The following is a 3,125-nucleotide window of genomic DNA, read 5'->3' on the forward strand; positions in this document are numbered from 1 at the left end:
ACTCATGACTTGAGTAATCAGTTCGCCGGCAGGCATCTCGATCGCGTGCGTGGAAACCTCTTTGTTATCCTCAAAGATTTTCCGCAGATCCCTGACAAAATTGCCGCGCGCAGTATTGTCGTCTGAATTAAACGGCTCTGCGCGCATCACGTAGCGCCAAGTTACGGTTTTGACTGACTCGGCGAGAGCTCGCGTATCATACCAGACCTTCTGCGGTTGCTTGACGCCCAAGAAGATAACCAGTGCAAGGCTGGCAGCGAGAAAAGCAGCTTGAACTACTGCGAAAGTGGCATGCGGATAGTTGATCACCGACATTGTCGCTGCTCCTACGAGGAGCACAAAGTTCGCCGCGAGCACTCGCAAGTATTGCTTCTGCGCTGCAAGCGATGCTTTGTCAGCAGCTTCATATAGAGGAGGAAAGTCAGAGGAATTCAAATGTCACCGCTTATAGTTCGGTAGCTAGATTTTTCCATGGGACGACTTTGATGCCGCGCTTCGATATCCAGTCCGGAACGGTCTTTGGTGGGGCATCGCCGGCATAGACACCAATAACTTTCTTGCCCAACTCTAGGCTCTTATTCACCTCCCACTCGACCCACCGACTTTTCGCAGTGTCATCGGACAAATACACCACTGTTGTGGATGCTTGGTTGATCCTGTCGGTCAAACGATCGCGAATGTAGTCGGCTCTGTCGCTATCATAAGCGTCCTTCACTGATCGATCGTTGAATTCGATATCATTATTGTCGTTCTTGGCTTGAGCTCTCAGCAGGTTTACTTCATCGATGTCCTCGAAGGCGAAGCTGATAAAGACGTTCTTTCGTCCCTGTTGAAGCGCTTCCTTTGCTCTCTGTTCGAGGCTCTTGATGTCGCCCAGGCGACTCCAGCTGCTACTGCTACCCCCGCCCATTTGTATCTCCCTCAAACTGAAATTCCCGGCAGGCGATACATTGGCCGCATGGTTGCTCCTCGCCAACATGGCAGGAGTACGTTCCGAAGATACCTTTGACCTTAGCGAGTTCTACAACCTCGCTTTTGTGAAAGTCGGCTAATGGTGCCAAAACTCGAAAAGGCCTGCCCATCGCGACTTTAAGAGCCGCCTCGGCCGTACTAAGAAACGCTTTTGTTTGGTCAGGAAATAAGCTCGTCTCTTCATGTAACAAGCCTATTGATACAGCCGTTGCGCCAACTTGAACCGCATAAGCGGCGCCTATGAGCAAGAACAGCAGGTTTCGTCCGGGCGTAAAAGCATCTTCGACGGTACGCTTGGAGCGGTCTGTTAAGCCGGATCGAATTAGTTCACCGAAGCCCGCGAGCTCTGCTACCCGCGGCTCCGGTAAGCCGAGTTGGGTCATCGCTTGCCTACAGGCAGCTAATTCGGCGTCTCTTGCGCGCTGTCCGTAGTCGATGAATAGGGGGTGTTGTTGCAAACTGATTTCCTGGGCAAGGCGTGCCATCAAAGTTGAATCCAGGCCGCCGGATACCAAGGTTACCGTGCTCATCGCGCTTCCGCTGCTCCAAGTTGTGGGCCGGCGACTCTCATCACAATCCAGATCGCCCAGTCCAGTAGGCCGAGCCGATGACCGGCTTCTTTGGCATGCTCCTCTAGAACAAGTTCGCGTGTCCGGTACGCGCTCAGGGAATTTGGTGCTTTGAAAAGCGAAGCGTCAAGGCCAACGATATCCATGTACCGGAGGACATGACGATCCAAGATTGCCAACCTATAGGTTACGCCGATGTTTCGCAAAAACATGCTGGCCTGTTTTGGTCCTAAGCCAGGTGCATGGGTCACCAGCCAGCGGCGCAGTTCATGGATGTCTTGTGTATCGGAAATCAAATTGCAAAGCCCACCTTGGTCATTGATGGCTTGCCACGAGAGTGCAAGCTGCCGCGCCCGCATCTGTGGAAATCGGTATCGCCGCTGCGATGACCCCATCGCGAAGTTGCCGCTTAGAATGGTGAGGAGTTGGGCGTGTACTTCGTGAACTGGCCGATTGGAATCGTTAGTAAGTGCCCGATTCAGGTGGATTTGATCAGCCGCGGACTGAGCAAGATCGTACGGCACTTGGCTACTTAATACGCAACAGGACAACTCTCGCCACAGAGCAGCATCATCAAGGTCTGCGGCTGGACTATTGTCAATCCGCTGCTCGATGTCTCGACACACCGCCGATACCGCCCCTTTGAGCTTTGCAGGTGTAATGTTCATTAGAGCACGCCTGTTAGGGTAGACTTCGCTAGTTCCATAGCCTCCTCAGAGAGCAGCTTCGTCATAAACTCCACTAGGCGCCTTTCGTTTTGTATCGCCGCTCGGAGTTTCGCGATCCATACCGTGTAGAAATCGAGGTTATGAAACACCGTCTTTCCTGCGTAATCGACTTTGGGGTCCGCTGCCGCCTCTAGAGCAATGGGAGATGTTGCTAGCTCGTCTTGATATTGAAACAGTTCGTAGTGTTGGAAATGATGGAGCGTAGACGTCGTCACGTCTGCCACGTAACGACACCATTCCAATCCATCAAAACTATCGGCTCCAGCAGCCGTTAGAAGGGCTATTGTAATCGGATTGCCCGTTCCTAGCACGTGGATCGGTTGATAGTAATTCAGTTCTTGCAGCTTCTGGCGAATTTCACGGATTGTGCTCACCCGCGAAAATAAGCTGGCGCCAAGTTCTCGTTCCGGGATGGCAATCATTCGCGGCTGTAGCGAATCGGATATTCGAAATAGAAGTTCAGGCGCAAGTTCTACGCGATATTCACCTGCTCTATTGCGTGGTAGGTGAGCTATGGGAAGTACTGGAGCGCGAGTCAATTTTTGATCTCGCAACACCGCGCGAACTGATGCCGCGGCTATCTCGCGTGGGCTTCCCGTGGGAAATAGATCGTCGAAAGAAAAGGCGAGATCATGCAGCTCCATCGCTAGTACGCGATGGAAGTTTCTCATTCTCCACTTGGAGTCATCTAGCCGGAACTTCTCGTAATTTCCTGAGTCCAAGAGAACGATCGAGTCTTTCTTTCGCTGCCGCTTGAGCCTTCGAACCATTTCTTTGGTTCTTCGCGTTTCGGCTAGATCATAGGCGGACACGAGAATTGGCTTAGCTCCGAAGACATCAAGGGCTTTCAATGCTT

Annotated in this window: 4 protein-coding genes and 1 pseudogene; all 5 read right to left on the reverse strand. The window is 52.2% G+C overall.

Going from position 1 to position 3,125, the window contains the following annotated elements:
- Positions 1-435: DUF4231 domain-containing protein (locus AC630_RS41590; protein WP_143198751.1), on the reverse strand; the 435-nt coding region annotated here is incomplete at its 3' end.
- A gap of 10 nt (positions 436-445) precedes the next feature.
- A complete protein-coding gene (locus AC630_RS41595; protein ID WP_074124209.1) occupies positions 446-910 on the reverse strand; it encodes a TIR domain-containing protein in 465 nt (154 codons plus the stop codon).
- Positions 897-1,502 carry a 7-cyano-7-deazaguanine synthase gene (locus tag AC630_RS41600; RefSeq protein ID WP_074124211.1) on the reverse strand — a complete coding sequence of 202 codons (606 nt, stop codon included), beginning with the start codon at positions 1,500-1,502 and terminating at the stop codon, positions 897-899. Before AC630_RS41600 ends, AC630_RS41595 begins: the two co-directional genes overlap by 14 nt.
- Positions 1,499-2,209: an 8-oxoguanine DNA glycosylase gene (locus AC630_RS41605; protein ID WP_074124213.1), complete on the reverse strand. Its 711-nt coding sequence runs from the start codon at positions 2,207-2,209 to the stop codon at positions 1,499-1,501. Before AC630_RS41605 ends, AC630_RS41600 begins: the two co-directional genes overlap by 4 nt.
- Positions 2,209-3,125, reverse strand: a pseudogene (locus tag AC630_RS46095) (tRNA-ribosyltransferase); the annotation flags it as partial. The pseudogene AC630_RS46095 and the gene AC630_RS41605, both read right to left, overlap by 1 nt.

Origin of the sequence: Bradyrhizobium sp. AS23.2 (genome assembly GCF_001908185.1) — a bacterium.
GTDB lineage: Bacteria > Pseudomonadota > Alphaproteobacteria > Rhizobiales > Xanthobacteraceae > Bradyrhizobium.

What these genes read in the sequence shown, in the direction of transcription:
- AC630_RS41605 (WP_074124213.1), bottom strand. Translation starts at nt 2,209, where the DNA reads ATGAACATTACACCTGCAAAGCTCAAAGGGGCGGTATCGGCGGTGTGT.
- AC630_RS41600 (WP_074124211.1), bottom strand. Translation starts at nt 1,502, where the DNA reads ATGAGCACGGTAACCTTGGTATCCGGCGGCCTGGATTCAACTTTGATG.
- AC630_RS41595 (WP_074124209.1), bottom strand. Translation starts at nt 910, where the DNA reads ATGGGCGGGGGTAGCAGTAGCAGCTGGAGTCGCCTGGGCGACATCAAG.